At 68.6% G+C, this 14596-nt stretch carries 15 protein-coding genes; 10 read left to right on the top strand and 5 right to left on the bottom strand.

Annotated features, from left to right (window positions below; all coding sequences use genetic code 11):
- Positions 1–197: 197 nt before the first annotated feature.
- The 3 genes from ACWDU1_RS17280 to ACWDU1_RS17270 all read left to right on the top strand — a co-directional run bounded on the left by ACWDU1_RS17280 (position 198) and on the right by ACWDU1_RS17270 (position 3097).
- On the top strand, positions 198–1424 hold the full coding sequence (locus ACWDU1_RS17280) for an acyl-CoA dehydrogenase family protein (protein ID WP_449999586.1): 1227 nt from the start codon (positions 198–200) through the stop codon (positions 1422–1424).
- A gap of 133 nt (positions 1425–1557) precedes the next feature.
- Entirely contained in the window at positions 1558–2337 is a 780-nt protein-coding gene (locus ACWDU1_RS17275; protein ID WP_449999584.1) for a PaaI family thioesterase, read from the top strand.
- A gap of 94 nt (positions 2338–2431) precedes the next feature.
- The gene (locus tag ACWDU1_RS17270) at positions 2432–3097 is read left to right on the top strand and encodes a TetR/AcrR family transcriptional regulator (protein WP_449999583.1); all 666 of its coding nucleotides are present in this window, start codon (positions 2432–2434) and stop codon (positions 3095–3097) included.
- On the opposite strand, the gene ACWDU1_RS17265 is transcribed toward ACWDU1_RS17270, so the two are convergent.
- From ACWDU1_RS17265 to ACWDU1_RS17255, 3 genes are all read right to left on the bottom strand, one after another.
- Complete coding sequence (locus ACWDU1_RS17265) at positions 3098–3604, bottom strand: hypothetical protein (RefSeq protein WP_449999581.1); 507 nt, start codon at positions 3602–3604, stop codon at positions 3098–3100.
- 75 nt (positions 3605–3679) lie between these two features.
- A complete protein-coding gene (locus tag ACWDU1_RS17260; RefSeq protein ID WP_449999579.1) occupies positions 3680–4564 on the bottom strand; it encodes an SDR family oxidoreductase in 885 nt (294 codons plus the stop codon).
- Positions 4565–4680: 116 nt separating this feature from the next.
- Positions 4681–5103, bottom strand: a complete 423-nt coding sequence (locus tag ACWDU1_RS17255) for a hypothetical protein (RefSeq protein ID WP_449999577.1) — start codon at positions 5101–5103, stop codon at positions 4681–4683.
- A gap of 439 nt (positions 5104–5542) precedes the next feature.
- Between ACWDU1_RS17255 and ACWDU1_RS17250 the strand changes: the two genes are divergently transcribed.
- The 6 genes from ACWDU1_RS17250 (at position 5543) to ACWDU1_RS17225 (ending at position 12634) form a co-directional block, all read left to right on the top strand.
- Positions 5543–6151, top strand: coding sequence for a hypothetical protein (locus ACWDU1_RS17250; protein WP_449999575.1), 609 nt, complete (start codon positions 5543–5545; stop codon positions 6149–6151).
- A complete protein-coding gene (locus ACWDU1_RS17245) occupies positions 6148–6867 on the top strand; it encodes a hypothetical protein (RefSeq protein ID WP_449999574.1) in 720 nt (239 codons plus the stop codon). The genes ACWDU1_RS17250 and ACWDU1_RS17245 overlap by 4 nt, the downstream gene beginning before the upstream one ends.
- Positions 6868–6960: 93 nt before the next feature.
- Positions 6961–8619 carry an alkaline phosphatase D family protein gene (locus tag ACWDU1_RS17240; RefSeq protein ID WP_449999572.1) on the top strand — a complete coding sequence of 553 codons (1659 nt, stop codon included), beginning with the start codon at positions 6961–6963 and terminating at the stop codon, positions 8617–8619.
- 85 nt (positions 8620–8704) lie between these two features.
- The gene (locus ACWDU1_RS17235) at positions 8705–10519 is read left to right on the top strand and encodes a GMC oxidoreductase (RefSeq protein WP_449999571.1); all 1815 of its coding nucleotides are present in this window, start codon (positions 8705–8707) and stop codon (positions 10517–10519) included.
- Positions 10520–10798: 279 nt separating this feature from the next.
- On the top strand, positions 10799–12148 hold the full coding sequence (locus tag ACWDU1_RS17230; protein WP_449999570.1) for an MFS transporter: 1350 nt from the start codon (positions 10799–10801) through the stop codon (positions 12146–12148).
- 24 nt (positions 12149–12172) lie between these two features.
- Complete coding sequence (locus ACWDU1_RS17225; RefSeq protein WP_449999569.1) at positions 12173–12634, top strand: PaaI family thioesterase; 462 nt, start codon at positions 12173–12175, stop codon at positions 12632–12634.
- Positions 12635–12699: 65 nt separating this feature from the next.
- Here the strand turns inward: ACWDU1_RS17225 and ACWDU1_RS17220 are convergent, their stop codons facing one another.
- Positions 12700–13071 (bottom strand): hypothetical protein, encoded by a 372-nt coding sequence (locus tag ACWDU1_RS17220; RefSeq protein ID WP_449999568.1) that lies wholly within the window; start codon positions 13069–13071, stop codon positions 12700–12702.
- Positions 13072–13336: 265 nt separating this feature from the next.
- Between ACWDU1_RS17220 and ACWDU1_RS17215 the strand changes: the two genes are divergently transcribed.
- Positions 13337–14383, top strand: coding sequence for a CobW family GTP-binding protein (locus ACWDU1_RS17215; RefSeq protein ID WP_449999566.1), 1047 nt, complete (start codon positions 13337–13339; stop codon positions 14381–14383).
- 10 nt (positions 14384–14393) lie between these two features.
- On the opposite strand, the gene ACWDU1_RS17210 is transcribed toward ACWDU1_RS17215, so the two are convergent.
- The coding region (locus ACWDU1_RS17210; RefSeq protein WP_449999565.1) for a molybdenum cofactor biosynthesis protein MoaE at positions 14394–14596 on the bottom strand (203 nt) is incomplete at its 5' end.

Here is a 14596-nt window from a genome sequence, read left to right as displayed (position 1 = left end):
TTTATTTTAATGCTATGGGGAGACGGGTGTTGTAGCGGGGGCGAAAAATGGTAAAATCCGGGTGCCAAACCCCGGTGGGGGCTAGGGCCCCACCAAAATTATTGAATCCGGATTCAACTTCGATTACGGTCGGGAGCAGCGAACGGCTGCCCCCGGCGCCTCGAGCCGCGCCCCGAAGATCGGAGTCCCGAGTGGAATTGTTCACCTCCACCGACCGTGCCCGCGAGTACCGGCAGCGGCTGCTCGCGTTCATGGACGAACGCGTGTATCCGGCCGAGGCGGTGTACGCGGAGCAGATGGCCGAGGCCGGGGATCCGCACCACCATCCGCGGGTCCTGGAGGATCTGAAGGCCGAGGCGAAGAGCCGGGGGCTGTGGAATCTGTTCCATCCGCATCCGGAGTGGGGGCCGGGGCTGAGCAATCTGGAGTACGCGCCGCTGGCCGAGATCATGGGCCGCAGTCCGGCGCTGGCGCCGGAGGCGTGTAACTGTTCGGCGCCCGATACCGGGAATATGGAGGTGTTCACTCTCTTCGGGACCCAGGAGCACAAGGAGCGGTGGCTCGAGCCGCTGCTCGATGGGACCATCCGGTCGGCGTTCGCGATGACCGAGCCCGGGGTGGCCAGTTCGGATGCGACCAATGTCGAGATGCGGATGGAGCGCGACGGCGACCACTACGTTCTCAACGGCCGTAAATGGTTCGCCTCCAACGCGATGCACCGCAATTGCAAGGTGCTGATCGTGATGGGCAAAACCGATCCGGACGCGCCGAAGCACCGGCAGCAGTCGATGATGGTGGTGCCGATCGATGCCCCCGGGGTGCGGGTGGTGCGCAATCTGCCGGTGTTCGGCTATGTGGACCGGGAGGGGCACGCCGAGATCGAGTTCACCGATGTGCGGGTGCCGGTGACCGATGTGCTGAAGGGTGAGGGCGAGGGGTTCGCGATCAGCCAGGCCCGGCTCGGCCCGGGGCGTATCCATCACGCGATGCGGGCGATCGGGATGGCCGAACGGGCGCTGGAGCTCATGTGCGCACGGGCGGAGTCGCGGACGACATTCGGCCGGAAGGTCAGCGAACGGGCCAATATCCGGGACTGGATCGCGGAGGCGCGGATCGATATCGAACAGGCTCGGCTGCTCACCCTGAAAACGGCGTGGATGATGGACACCGTCGGCAACAAGGAGGCGCGGACGGAGATCGCGGCCATCAAGATCGCGGCGCCGGTGATGGCGCTGCGCATCGTGGACCGGGCCATCCAGGTCTACGGCGCGGCCGGGGTCACCGAGGATTTCCCGCTGGCGAGCATGTACGCGCATCTGCGGACGCTGCGGATCGCCGACGGCCCCGACGAGGTGCACAAACTCACCATCGCGCGCGCGGAACTGGGTAAGGCGCGGGCGGCCGCGGAGGCCGCCGCGGGCTGACCGGAGCACCGCCGCGGCGCGTATCGGCGGGAGGTGACCCGGGCGCGGGCGCCCACCGCCGGATACGTTGGATATGTCCGGTCGGCCCGGCGTGGGTCCGGTGCCGCACCGGGCGGGCACGAGGAGGCTACCCATGACGGTGGAGACCGGAACCGAACCGAGCAGACGCCGGCGGCATATCCTGCTGGAGCTGGGCTTCGCGACCACGTTGCGCGGCGACGAACTGCACGGCTCGGCGATCATCACGCCGCAGATGCATGTGCCGGGGACCGGCCGGTTGCGTACGTCGGTGCTCGCGACCTGGACCGATACCGTGACCGGACTGCTGGCGGCGCTCACGCTGGGGCCGCGGGTGCCGGTCACCCTGGAACTCGACGTGCATCTGTACCGCCCGGCCCCCGGCGCCGGTGAGATCAGGGCCGTGGGGCGCAAGATCAAGGCCGGCCGCTCGGTTTTCGTCGCCGAGGTCGAGTGGACCGTGGACGGGGAACCGTTCGCGTTCGGCGGTGGATCGTTCATGGTGTCGCCCAACGAGGAGTTGCGGCTGCCCGCGCAGCTCAGCCTCGATATGCCGGTCTCCGAGCATCTGCTCGAGGTGCCACTGGCCGAACGGGCGGGGTGCGAGCGCACCGCTGCCGGTACCGCGGTGCTGCCGCGTACCGACGACGGTCTCAATGCCTCGCGCACGGTGAACGGCGGGTTGATCGCGCTCGCCGCCGAGGAGGCGATGCTGTCGCTGGCGCCCGGTGCCACGCTGAGCACCCTCGGGTTGCGCTATCTGCAACCGGAGCGGGTGGGTCCGGTGGTCGCCGAGGCGGAGCTGCGGGCCGATGTGGCGCGGGCGACGTTGCGCGATTCGGGCAACGACGATCGCATCACCACCCTGGCGACCGGTCGGCTGTTCCCCTCTTGACCGGTGTCGCCGCAGGTCACCCGGCTGCCGGGCCGGCCGCGGCTGTTAGGATTCCCATCCGGCCGAACAACCCTGCGATGACAGCGAGCAACCGGTGAAAGCCCAGGAAGACAGTGGTTCTCCCGGGTCGGCGGCGACCTCGGGCGGGTCCGCGCGACCGGCACCCAAGAGCCGGCGCGGGGTACGCACCCGCGGCGCCCTGGTGGACGCGGCGCGGCGGGTTTTCGAAGAGGACGGTTTCCTGGACGCCCGCATCGGCGATATCACCCGGACCGCAGGGGTGGCGGCGGGTTCCTTCTACACCTATTTCGACAGCAAGGAAGAGATCTTCGCCGAGGTGGTGGCCCAGGTCCGTGACGAGATGCTGCATCCGCACGTCCGGGTCCGGGGCGGTAGCGACGATCCGCGGGACTGGATCTCGGCGGCCAACCGCGAGTATCTGAAATCGTATCGGCGCAATGCCCGGCTGATGGCGGTGCTGGAACAGGTGTCACGGATCGACCCCCAGTTCGCGGCCCTGCGCGCCGAACGCGCGTCGGCGTTCGTCGATCGCAATGCCGCCCTGATCCGGGACCTGCAGGAACAGGGTGTGGTGGCGGCCCGGCTGGACCCGCGCGTCACCGCGCTGGCACTGTCGAGCATGGTGAGCAAGATGGCCTATCTGGTGTTCGTGGAGGGGGAGAAGATCGATACCGCGACCCTGCTCGAAACCCTCGACTGGATCTGGTTCAGCGCATTGCGGTTGCCCGGATCCGAGTGATCAGCGCGGCACGGTCTCGCGGCGGGCCCGCCGCTGCCGGATGGTCACCCATCCGTAGGTGAGGGCCGCGCCCACCAGAAGCGCGAAGCTCGCCAGCAGGCTCGGAATCGCCAGATCCTGGGCCCGGTTCAGGTATTCGGGAGTGGCGCTGTTGTAGCCGTCGATTCCGAGCGCCCGGCTCGCCGGGGAATGCCAGTCGTCGGCGTCACCGCCGTCGGACATGAACAGGCAGAAGTAGGTCAGGGTGATCAGGTACGCCCACAGCAGGCACAGCACCGCCGGGCGGGCGGGACCGGTGGCGGTGGCGAACGCGCTCGCCGGTGCGAGTAGCCCGTAGCCGATCCAGCCGAGCACGGCGACGACCACCAGCCACACGGGGGCGCCGAGTACGAAGAGGAAGGCGAAGATCCAGCCCGGTGAGACCGTGAGCCGCAGGACCAGATCCAGCGGCACGACCACCATGATCGCCACGGCGGTCACCCGCATCCATATCGTCGTGCCCGGCATCGGCTTCGCCCTCCCGCTCGTCTCCGCGTGCGCTACCGAGTGTGGCGGGCGCGGCCGGGACCGGGATGAGTAGTCCTACTCCTTACCGGCGGGGGTTTCCACCGCGGCGCGGGGCGGAGTGAAACCGCGGAACCGGCGCAGGTAGCCGACGACCCGGCGCAGCGGCACCGCCCGCGGCCAATCATCGGGCCGGAAGTAGGCGTCCGTGCCGCCGTCGACGAATATGACGCTGCCGCAGAGGAATTCGGCGGAAGGCGACAGCATCATGCAGACCCAGTCGGCGATATGACCGGGTTCGCCGTAGCCGCCGGTGGGTACCGGGAAGGTCTCGACGGCCCTGGCTTGCCCGGGTGAGGCGAGCTGGCGTTCCAGCAGTGGGGTCAGGATGGCGCCGGGGGCGATGACATTGAGCCGGATCCCGGCTCCGGCCCACTCCGGACGTACCGCGTTGCGCCGCGCCCAGCGGCTCACCGCGATCTTGGAGGACGCGTAGACGAAGGTGCCCGCCTGCTTCCCGAACATCCGCACCGAGCGCACCGCCCGTTCGGTATCGCCGGCCAGGAACGCCCGGACCGTACGGCTCTGGACCAGGGGCACGGTGGTACTGGAATTGCTGCCGAAGACGACCGCCCGCGCGGACCCGGCCGCGGCCAGCGCCGGCCGCCAGCCGTCCAGTAGTTCGACCACGCCGAGATAGTTCACCGCCGCGATCACCGGTAGCCGGGCGGGATCGGGTGCCGGGCCGAGTCCGGCGGCGAGCACGGCACCGTCGAGGCGGCCGCCGGCCGCGGCGAGAACTCCGTCGACGGCGGTGCGGCGGCCCGCGGCGGTCGACAGGTCGGCGACGATATCGGATTCCTGGATATCGACCCCGATGACCCGGTGGCCCTGCGCGATCAGCTTGTCGGCGACCGCCCTGCCCATCCCCGAGGCCGCCCCGGTGACCGCGTAGACACCCATCCACTATCCCTTCGTCCGACCCGGGCGGAGGCCCGCCCGTGATTTTCGTCGGAGTCTGTCAGAACCGCGGAGGCTGTCAAGGGCACCGGCTCACTGGGTGAGAGCGCGCGCCGGACTCAGAAGGGCAGGCGCAGACGCTGCGGCAGGGTCAGGCAGACCAGCCCGAAATCGTGACCCACCTCGACGTTCACCACCGTGGACGCGCCCTCGCGGAATCGATCCGGGCCCGCGGACACGATATGGCGGCCGATCACCGCGGGCCGCCAGTCCGCGGTGTAGATACCGGGCTCGTCTTCGCTGACGGGACCGAATGTCCCGCCCCCGGGGCTGTCGTTCACCCAGTCCTGGAAAGTGATCCCGCCGCCCGGGGCGCCGGCGGCCACCGCTGTATAGGTGCAGCCGACCCCGTACTGGAGGAAGCCGAGGCCGAATCCGCCCGTGACCCGCACACCGGACACATCGGCCGAGGCCGCGGGCGCGAATGCCGCGGCCGCCGCGACGATCGCGGCCGTGGTGAGTCCGATACGCAAGAGGCTCATGGCGTGTCTCCGGTCCTCGGCGGTGCCTGCGGGTGGAAACTCCTGTGTCAGTAGTGCAGCACGCCCGGAACACCGGGCACAGTCCCGGCGGGTCACGAAGTGGGCGCGGAACAACCGCCGGGTGTAACGCGCGCGCGCCTATCCGTGAATAACGGTGCGTAAACGTTATCGACCCCGGATCGATTGCGGAGAGAATGCTGACGGGCCCGCTACCGGCCGAGTCCGGGATATCGCATCGGTCTATAACCGTTGCACCGGGCGAGTTTCGGGGAATTACTGCCCGGTAATTTGGTTATTGGGCAGCAATTTAAATGATCAATTCTCCTTTTAATCGTGGATATGCGCGTTAACTCGGAATATCGGTATGGTCCTGTGCGCGAAGTGAAATCGCAGCCGCCCGCCTCTCCCGGACGGTCCACGTGAGAAGGAATTGAACGTAATGAAGTTCGGCACTTTCGCCGCCACCACACTCCTGGCCGTCGCCGCTGTAGGAATTTCCGCCGCGACGGTGCACGCCGAACCGGCCGCGCCGGCTCCCGAGCTCCAGAGCGAAGGCATCGACCAGGGCGTCGCCTACGAGACCAGCGTCGACCAGAAGACGCAGACGATCACCACCGAGGTGCGCGACGGGCTGTTCGAGCTGACGCCCGACGGCGCCAAGGCCGTCCTGAAGGCCGTCAGCGGAGTCGTGGTGGCCGAGGTGCCGCTGAAATACGACGTCTCCGGTAGCGAGATGGAGGTCGCCCACGAGATCAGTGCCGACGGCACCACACTCGAACTGACCCCGACCGTCTCCGCGAAGAACATCGGCGAGATGCGGCCCGTCAGCTCCATGGCCCGGCTGACCGACGAACTGAACAAGAACGTCGCCGGGGTCGCGGTCGGCGCGGTGGTGGGCGGTCTGCTCGGCGCGCTCGTCGGACTGGGCTTCCTGAGCATCATCACCGGCCCGATCGGCCTGGTCGTCGGCGCCGTGGCCGGCGGCTACATCATGGGCGGCCAGCCGTTCGGTGACGCCGTGACGGCGGTTCTGCGCGGGGAGCCGTGACCCAGCCGGAGCAGGAGGACGGCGGCCGCCCGCCGCTCTCGCAGCAGGACAAACGCGCCCGCGTCGGGGCGACCGCGGCGGCGATCGCGATCGCGGCCGTGGTCACCTCGATCGTGCTGGGTATCGGCGTGGCCGCGTTGCTGGCCACCGCCGGCGGCGACGAGGAACCCACCGGGAACCTCGCCGCACCGAGCCCCGCGGCCACCACCGCCCAGCCTGGAGTCACCACGGCTCCGGTGGCTTCGGCTGTACCCTCCTCGGCGCCGCCTTCCTCCGCCCCGACCACCACGCCGCCGGCGTCCGGGATCGCGGGTGAGATGAACAAGGAGGCGAAGGAAGCGCCGCCGAAGGTGCAGGTCGCGGCCGGTGAATGTGTCAGCGGCTTCGGCGAGAAGGACGTCACCAAGGCCGACTGCGGCAGTGCGGAATCCCGGTACAAGGTCACCAGCGCGGGCCCGCCGGGCACCACCTGCCCGGCCGACGCGGATTCCAGCCACACCGTCGCCGATACGACGATGTGCCTCGATATCGACTGGGTCGTCGGCAGCTGTGTCGACGTCTCGGGTGATCAGCCGCAGCGCATCGAATGCGGACCCGGTGGGATGCGGGTCGTCAGCATCCTGCCCGAGACCAACAATGTGAACGCGTGCCCGTCGGCCGACAACGGATTCGTCTACGACGAGCGCCGATTCGTGGTGTGTTTCGCCGATCTGTAGGGCTGTGCCCGGCCGGCCGGATCCCAGCGGTCCGTAGCCGGCCGGGCGCCCCCGGGCGACGGCGCTTTGTCCGGTTCGCGCGATAATGGGGCCATGGTCCTGACCCGGCGCCGGTTGTTGCAGACCGGTACGGCCGCCGCGGCCGCCTTGCTGGCCGGGGCCGGCATGGTGAGTAGCGCGCCCTTCCGGGCGCCGCGCCTGCTCGGTGATCCGTTCACGCTGGGCGTGGCCTCCGGTGATCCGCTACCCGATGGTGTGGTGCTGTGGACCCGGCTGGCACCCGATCCCTTCGCCCCCGACGGGCTCGCGTCCACCGCCCGCGCACCGGTCACCGTCGAATACGAGGTCGCCGAGGACGAGCGGTTCCGCCGCGTCGCGGCCCGCGGCAGCGCGGTGGCCACCCGGGAGCTGGCGCACAGCGTGCATCCGGAAGTGCGGGGTCTGGCTCCGGATCGCTGGTACTTCTACCGCTTCCGGGCGGGCGGGGCGATCTCACCGGTCGGCCGCACCCGTACCGCGCCGGCGCCGGGCGCCCGGGTCGATCGCCTGCGGTTCGGGGTGGCGTCCTGCCAGCACTGGAGTTCGGGCCACTACACCGCCTACCGGCATTTGTGCGACGAGGACCTCGACCTGGTCGTCCATCTCGGGGACTACATCTACGAGATGGAATGGGCGCGCGGGCGTGCGGGCGTCGAGATCCCGGCCGCGCTGCGCGCGGAGGCCACCGACCTCACCGGGTACCGGTTGCGCTACGCGCATTACAAGGCCGAACCCGAACTGCGGGCCGCGCATGCGGCTTTCCCGTGGGTGTGCACCTTCGACGATCACGAGATCGACAACAACTGGGCCGGGTTCGATCCCGGGGCCGGTATCGATATCCATCTACTGCCCGCGCTGTTCCGGCGCCGCCGTGCCGCCGCGTTCCAGGCCATGTACGAGCATCTGCCGCTCCGGCTGGCCCAGCTGCCTTCGGGGCCCCATACGCGAATGCATCGCCGCTACACCTACGGCGGGCTGGCCGATCTCACCATGCTCGACACCCGGCAGTACCGTTCGCCGCTGGTGTGCGGGGACGGCGCCAATCTGGTCACCGACTGCCCCGACCGCTTCGCCGCCGATCGCACGATTCTCGGTGCCGGGCAGCGGGAATGGCTGATCGACGGACTCACCCGTTCCACCGCCCGCTGGCAGATCCTGGGCAACCAGGTGGCGATGGCGCAATCCGATCACGACCCCGGACCCGCCGTCGTCGTGGGTACCGACGCCTGGGACGGCTATGTGGCCGATCGCGATGCCGTGCTCGCCGCGGCCGCGGCGCGTGGCCGCGGCGAGATGGTGGTACTGACCGGTGACCGGCACGAGAACTATGTGGCCGATATCCGCGGCGACTACCGCGATCCGGGATCGCCGGTGGTGGCGACGGAGTTCACCGGTACCTCGATCACCACCGGCCGCGACGGCGCCGATCTCACCCCGCGCGGGCGGATGCTGCTGGCCGCCAATTCCGATATGAAGTTCTTCAACGGGCAGCGGGGTTATCTGCGGGTCGAGGTGGACGAACGGCGGCTGCGCACCGATTTCCGGGTGGTCCCCTATATCCGGGAGCCGGGTGCGCCGGTGAGTACCCGGGCCTCGTTCGTGGTCGAACACGGCACGCCGGGCGCGTATGCCGCCTGGGATCCGGGAGTGGCGCCCGCCGATATGGACGACGCGGGCCCCGGGCAGCGTCCGGTGGTCGGGGCGGGCGGATGAGCCGACGCCGGAATTGGCCGGAAATGCCGATTTCGTGTCCGTGCGTATGTTTCCTCCGGCGTGACCCAGGCCATAGTCTCGAATGATGTCGAGTTCCGCTTCCAGCCCCGGCACCGGCGCCGGGCCCGGCCAGACTTCCGATACCACCGGGCAGGACCCGGCCTTCGATTACGACGTGCTCGTCATCGGCTCCGGATTCGGCGGCAGTGTGAGTGCCCTGCGGCTGACCGAGAAGGGCTACCGGGTCGGTGTCGTCGAGGCCGGGCGCCGGTTCGCCGACGACGAGTTCGCGGCCACCTCGTGGCGCGCCAGACAGTACCTGTGGGCGCCTTTCCTCGGCTGCTTCGGTATCCAGCGCCTCACACTGCTGAAAGACACCCTGATCATGGCCGGCGCGGGGGTGGGCGGCGGTTCGCTGGTCTACGCGAACACGCTCTACGAACCCCCGGAGAAATTCTTCCGCGACGGCCAGTGGGCGCATATCACCGACTGGAAAGACGAGCTCGACCCGTACTACGACCAGGCCAAACGCATGCTGGGGGTGGCCACCAACCCGGCCACCACCGCGCCGGACCGCGTACTGAGCGAGATCGCCGCCGAACTCGGCGTCGCCGATTCCTACCAGCGCACCCCGGTGGGCGTGTTCTTCGGCGGGCCCGGCGCCCGGCCCGGTGAGGATGTCGCCGATCCCTATTTCGGCGGGGTCGGCCCGGCTCGCCGCACCTGCACACATTGCGGCGAATGTATGACCGGATGCCGTCACAATGCCAAGAACACCCTGGTCAAGAACTATCTCTATCTGGCCGAACAGGCCGGTGCCACAGTGCATCCGCTGCGCACCGTCACCGATGTGCGGCCGCTTCCCGGCGGCGGGTACGCGGTGAAAACCGTGACCACGGGCCGCTGGATCCGGAAACAGCGCACCACCTACACCGCCGAGCAGGTGATCTTCTCCGCGGCGTCCCTGGGCACCCAGCGGTTGCTGCACAAACTGCGCGACTCCGGATCGCTGCCGAATATCTCCGGCCGCCTGGGTTTCCTGTCCCGGACCAATTCCGAGGAACTGCTCGCGATCCGCAGCCGGGACAAGAACACCGATTTCACCAAGGGGGTGGCCATCACCTCCTCGATCCACCCGGACGCCGATACCCATATCGAACCCGTGCGCTACGGCAAGGGCAGCAATGTCATCTCGCTGATGGGCAGTGTGATGGTGGACGAGGAGCCGGGAGTGTCCAAACGGCGCCTCTGGTTCCGGGAGATGTGGCGGCACCGCCGGGATCTGCCGCATCTGCACAACCCGCGCGGCTGGTCGGAGCAGATGATCGGCCTGCTGGTGATGCAGTCGCTGGACAATTCGATCACCACCTACACCAAACGCGGCTTGTTCGGCCGCAAGATGACCACGCGGCAGGGTGAGGGCGCCCCCAACCCCACCTGGATCCCCGCCGGTCACGATGTGGGCCGCCGGGTCGCGGACAAGATCGACGGTATTCCCGGCGGTGCCAGCAGCAGTGTGTTCAATATTCCGATGACCGGCCACTTCATCGGCGGCTGCGTGATCGGTGAGAGTCCCGAAACCGGTGTGGTGGACCCCTACCACCGCCTGTACGGGCATCCGGGCCTGCATGTGATCGACGGTTCGACCATCTCGGCGAACCTCGGGGTCAACCCGTCGCTCACCATCACCGCGCAATCCGAACGCGCGGTGGCGCTGTGGCCGAACAAGGGAGAGACCGACGGGCGGCCTCCGCTCGGGGCGCCCTACCGCCGGATCGCGCCGGTGGCTCCGCTGTCGCCCGCGGTGCCCGCAACCGCGCCCGCGGCGCTGCGGCTGCCGCTGACCGTGGTGGACCGCCGGGAGCGTTCCGCGGTGGTCGGGGGCGAACAGATCTCCTGATCGGAGCTATTTCCCGGAACCGGATAAAGCGGACACCGGGTCGTCTGCGGACGCGCGCCGGCGACCCGGGTCACCGAGTCTGTGAGGCCCTTCACATAAGCTGGGAAATAGCTGATCGGAACCGGTCGGTTGGGGCCCCGCGGCCAGGTGTTGCGTTTACCCCGGGCATATGCCGGGTAACGGTTTGGAGTCGATACTCTCCGGAACCCGGTCGCCGGTGAGCGCGATGTCTTGGGTCGGCCGGGCCGACGCGGATGCGTACGCCGGAGAGGACTGACCGTGACGGACCAGCAGCCGGAAGCACCACCACTGGAAGCACCACAGCTCAAGAAATCGGTAGCGGCCTCGGCCATGGGCAACGCCACCGAATGGTTCGACTACGGCGTCTACGCCGCCACGGCCACCTACCTGACCGACGCCTTCTTCCCGGGCGAACTCGGCACCCTCGGCACCATGCTCGGGTTCGCCATCTCGTTCCTGCTCCGCCCGCTCGGCGGGATGGTGTGGGGTCCGCTCGGCGACCGGGTCGGCCGCAAGGTCGTGCTGGCCACCACCATCCTGATGATGGCCGCGGCCACCGGTCTGATCGGCGTACTGCCGACGCACAGTCAGGTCGGAGTGCTCGCGCCCATCCTGCTCATCCTGTTGCGCGTGGTGCAGGGCTTCTCCACCGGCGGTGAATACGGTGGCGCGGCCACCTATCTGGCCGAATGCGCCACGGACAAGAAGCGCGGATTCTTCGGCAGCTTCCTGGAGTTCGGCACCCTCGGCGGCTTCGTCGGCGGCTCGGCGGTCGTCCTGCTGTGCCAGTTGATCCTCGGTTCGGACGCCATGCACGACTGGGGCTGGCGGATCCCGTTCCTGATCGCGGTCCCGCTCGGCGCCATCGGCTGGTACCTGCGGACCAAACTCGACGAATCGCCGGTGTTCACCGAGGTCAACGAGCAGGAGCATCCCGACACCGGCCTGCGCGTCCTGCTCACCGACTACCGCCGCGAACTGCTGACCCTCGGTGGGCTGGTCATCGCGCTGAACGTGGCCAACTACACGCTGCTCACCTATCAGCCGACCTATCTGGAAAAGACCATCGGCCTCGACGAGTCGACGACCACGGCCATGATGCTGATCGGCCAGTTGATCATGATGGCGTGTGTGCCGTTCTTCGGCAGGTTGTCCGACCGGGTGGGACGCCGTCCGATGTGGCTCACCTCGCTGATCGGTCTGGCGGTGCTGTCGGTTCCGATGTACTGGCTGATGGGCGTGGGGACCGGCTGGGCCATCGTGGGCTTCGTCGTACTGGGTCTGCTGTACGTCCCGCAGTTGTCGACCATCTCGGCGACCTTCCCCGCGATCTTCCCGACCCATGTCCGGTACGCGGGCTTCGCCCTCGGCTACAACATCTCCACCGCCGCCTTCGGCGGGACCGCCCCGCTGGTCAACGAGGCAGTGATCGAGGGGACCGGCTGGAACCTGTTCCCGGCCCTCTACATGGTGGCCGCCTCGTTGATCGGCCTGGTGGCATGGTTCTTCCTGCGGGAGACCGCGGGTACCTCACTACGCGGCACCGAGGTACCCGACGCCGCGACCGATACCGAACCCCCGGCGACGGAAAAACAGTCCGTCGTCTGAGCCCTCGAAAGGGTCTGCCCCGATATGAGCGATACCCGGAACCCACCCATCGCCGATGTGGTGAACTCGGCGCTGGAACAGACGATTCCGGTGGCCCACCGGATGGGTGTGCATGCCGAGGAGGTCCGGCGCGGCTACGCCGCGGCGACCGTGCCCGCCGAGGGCAACGGCAACCATTTCGGCGTGATGTACGCCGGGGTGTTGTTCACGGTGGGGGAGATCCTGGGCGGCGCGATCGCGGTGGCGAGTTTCGACACCGCGAAGTTCTATCCGCTGGTGAAGGATCTGCGGATCGTATTCCGCAGGCCCGCGACCACAGCGGTCCGGGCGCAGGCCACGCTGGACGACGCCGAGATCGAGCGGATCTCGGAGACGGCGGCCGCCGACGGCAAGGCCGACTTCACGCTGCGCGCGGTACTCACCGACAGCGACGGTGTGGTGGTCGCGGAGACCGAGGGGCTGTACCAGCTGCGGGCCCATCCCTGATCGTGGTGACCGGGTCCGGCCGGGTGTGGATCGAGCGATCCGCACCCGGCCGGACCCGCGCGGGGTCAGAATCCGGCCGACCCCGACGGCGGTGCGGGCGGCACCATGCGCCACGGTCCGCAGTTGCGGGTTCTGAATCCGGCGTCGGTGGGTTTGATCGTCACCCGCAGCGGGCCCAGTTCCGTGACGTTGTTCTCGATGATGTACTTCATATTCGTGTTGTCGCCCTCGAGCTGCCAGAGGCGCCGCCAATCGCAGGGTCCGGCGGGATCGGCGGGACCGGGCGATTCGTAGACGCCGGGCCGGATATCCACACCGACCCGATAGACGCCGTCCTGCGATATGTGATCGGCCGGTTCGGCCGCCGCGATACCGCTGCCCAGCACGGTCGCCGCCGACAGCACCGCTGTGGCGATCAGGAGCGTGCCTGCACGCATTAGTTACTCCTCGGTAATTCCTTTATCTGCATCGAGATTCCCCCCGGATCTCCCCGGCACGTCTACCAGAGCCGCGGAACGGATTTCGGGGAATGGCGATAATTCCGGATATTCCGCAAGGAATCGGGTCCGAATTCCGGTGCGGACGGTGAATTCGAAACAGAAATGATTCTGTGGAGAATTCGGCCGGGTGCCCGGCGGGCGGCCGTGCCGCGCCGGTGACCACCCGCTCGGCTCGCGACGCTGCGCTCAGTAGGGTGGTCGGGTGGCTGAGCGCATACCCGTGGTGATCGTGGCCGGATTCCTGGGCGCGGGGAAGACCACCCTGCTCAACGATCTGCTGCGCAACAACCGGGGGACCCGGATCGGCGTGATCGTCAACGACTTCGGCGCCGTGAACATCGACGCGATGCTCGTGGCCGGGCAGGTGGACGCGATGGTGTCGCTCGGAAACGGCTGCGTGTGCTGTGCGGTGGACGTCGGTGAACTCGACGGCCTGTTCACCCGGCTCACCGAACCGCGCGCCGGTATCGATGTGATCGTGGTCGAGGCCAGCGGGCTGGCCGAACCACGGAATCTGGTGCGGATGGTGGTGGGCAGCGAGAACACCCGGATCCGCTACGGCGGGCTGCTCGAGGTGGTGGACGCCGCGGAATTCACCGCCGGGCGGGAACGCCATCCCGAACTCGCGAGCCATCTGCGGCTCGCCGATCTGGTGGTGGTGAACAAGGCCGACCGGATCGAGGCCGGGGAACTGGCGCGGTTGCGGACCGAGATCACCGCCCTCACCGGCGGTGCGCCGGTCTATGCCACCAGCTACGGGCGTATCGACCCGGGACTGCTGTTCGACCCGCGGCACCGGCTCGCACCCCGAGCCGGTGAACAACTGAGTTTCGAGGAACTACTGCTCGACGACGAGCACGGCTGTCACGACGGGCACACCGGCGGGCACCGGCACCTGCACGACGAATATACGAGCCTGGTCGTCACCGCGGCCGTCCCGCTGCACCCGCGCCGATTGCTCGATTTCCTGGAGAACCCGCCCGCCGGCCTGTTCCGCGCCAAGGGGTTCGTGAGCTTCCCGGTCCCGGGCCACGAAAGCTATATCGTGCACCTGGTCGGCCGGGCGATCAGCCTGGAACCCGCGGGCCGGGCGGGGCCGGCGCACACCGAGCTGGTGCTCATCGGCACCGGCCTCGACGCCGCGGCCGTACCGGAGCGGCTGCGTGAGACCGAACATCACGGTGACCCGCTGGACGACGGGGCCATGCTGCCGGTCTTCCGCTACGTCCCGCAGCCCGCCGCGGTCTGAGCCGAACCGGTCACCCGCAGGCGTTCACCCATTCGGAGAGCCCGTCGGCGAACATCTGCCGCTTCCAGATCGGCACCTCGTGTTTGATCCGGTCCACCAGGGTCGCGCAGGCCGCGAACGCCTCGGCGCGATGCGGTGCGGCGACCGCCGTGACGATCGCCGGATCGCCGACCCGCAGGTTCCCGACCCGGTGCACCGCGGCCACGGGCAGCC

The organism is Nocardia sp. NPDC003345, from assembly GCF_053589395.1.
The sequence above is the reverse complement of the archived record's forward strand: the minus strand, read 5'-3'. Positions and strand labels throughout refer to the sequence as shown.

Coding starts and splice junctions, on each gene's coding strand:
- ACWDU1_RS17260 (WP_449999579.1), bottom strand. CDS start 4,564: ATGGGTGTCTACGCGGTCACCGGGGCGGCCTCGGGGATGGGCAGGGCG.
- ACWDU1_RS17225 (WP_449999569.1), top strand. CDS start 12,173: ATGAGCGATACCCGGAACCCACCCATCGCCGATGTGGTGAACTCGGCG.
- ACWDU1_RS17240 (WP_449999572.1), top strand. CDS start 6,961: ATGGTCCTGACCCGGCGCCGGTTGTTGCAGACCGGTACGGCCGCCGCG.
- ACWDU1_RS17235 (WP_449999571.1), top strand. CDS start 8,705: ATGTCGAGTTCCGCTTCCAGCCCCGGCACCGGCGCCGGGCCCGGCCAG.
- ACWDU1_RS17250 (WP_449999575.1), top strand. CDS start 5,543: ATGAAGTTCGGCACTTTCGCCGCCACCACACTCCTGGCCGTCGCCGCT.
- ACWDU1_RS17265 (WP_449999581.1), bottom strand. CDS start 3,604: ATGCCGGGCACGACGATATGGATGCGGGTGACCGCCGTGGCGATCATG.
- ACWDU1_RS17255 (WP_449999577.1), bottom strand. CDS start 5,103: ATGAGCCTCTTGCGTATCGGACTCACCACGGCCGCGATCGTCGCGGCG.
- ACWDU1_RS17220 (WP_449999568.1), bottom strand. CDS start 13,071: ATGCGTGCAGGCACGCTCCTGATCGCCACAGCGGTGCTGTCGGCGGCG.
- ACWDU1_RS17275 (WP_449999584.1), top strand. CDS start 1,558: ATGACGGTGGAGACCGGAACCGAACCGAGCAGACGCCGGCGGCATATC.